Genomic DNA, 244 nt, shown 5'->3' with positions numbered 1-244 from the left:
CTGGCCGGTGCCGTCCGCGGTATCTCCGACATCATCAAGCGCCCAGGCATGATCAACGTCGACTTTGCCGACGTGCGTACCGTGATGAGCGAAATGGGCATGGCGATGATGGGCACTGGCTGCGCCAGCGGTCCGAACCGTGCACGTGAAGCCACTGAAGCGGCCATCCGCAACCCGTTGCTGGAAGACGTGAACCTGCAAGGCGCGCGCGGCATTCTGGTGAACATCACCGCAGGTCCTGACC

At 63.1% G+C, this 244-nt stretch carries 1 pseudogene; it reads left to right on the top strand.

What is annotated here, in order from left to right:
- Positions 1-244 (top strand): annotated as a pseudogene (locus SB756_RS34100) (cell division protein FtsZ); the annotation flags it as partial.

This window comes from Pseudomonas sp. SIMBA_068 (genome assembly GCF_046534705.1).
In the GTDB taxonomy this organism is placed as follows: domain Bacteria; phylum Pseudomonadota; class Gammaproteobacteria; order Pseudomonadales; family Pseudomonadaceae; genus Aquipseudomonas; species Aquipseudomonas putida.
The sequence above is the reverse complement of the archived record's forward strand: the minus strand, read 5'-3'. Positions and strand labels throughout refer to the sequence as shown.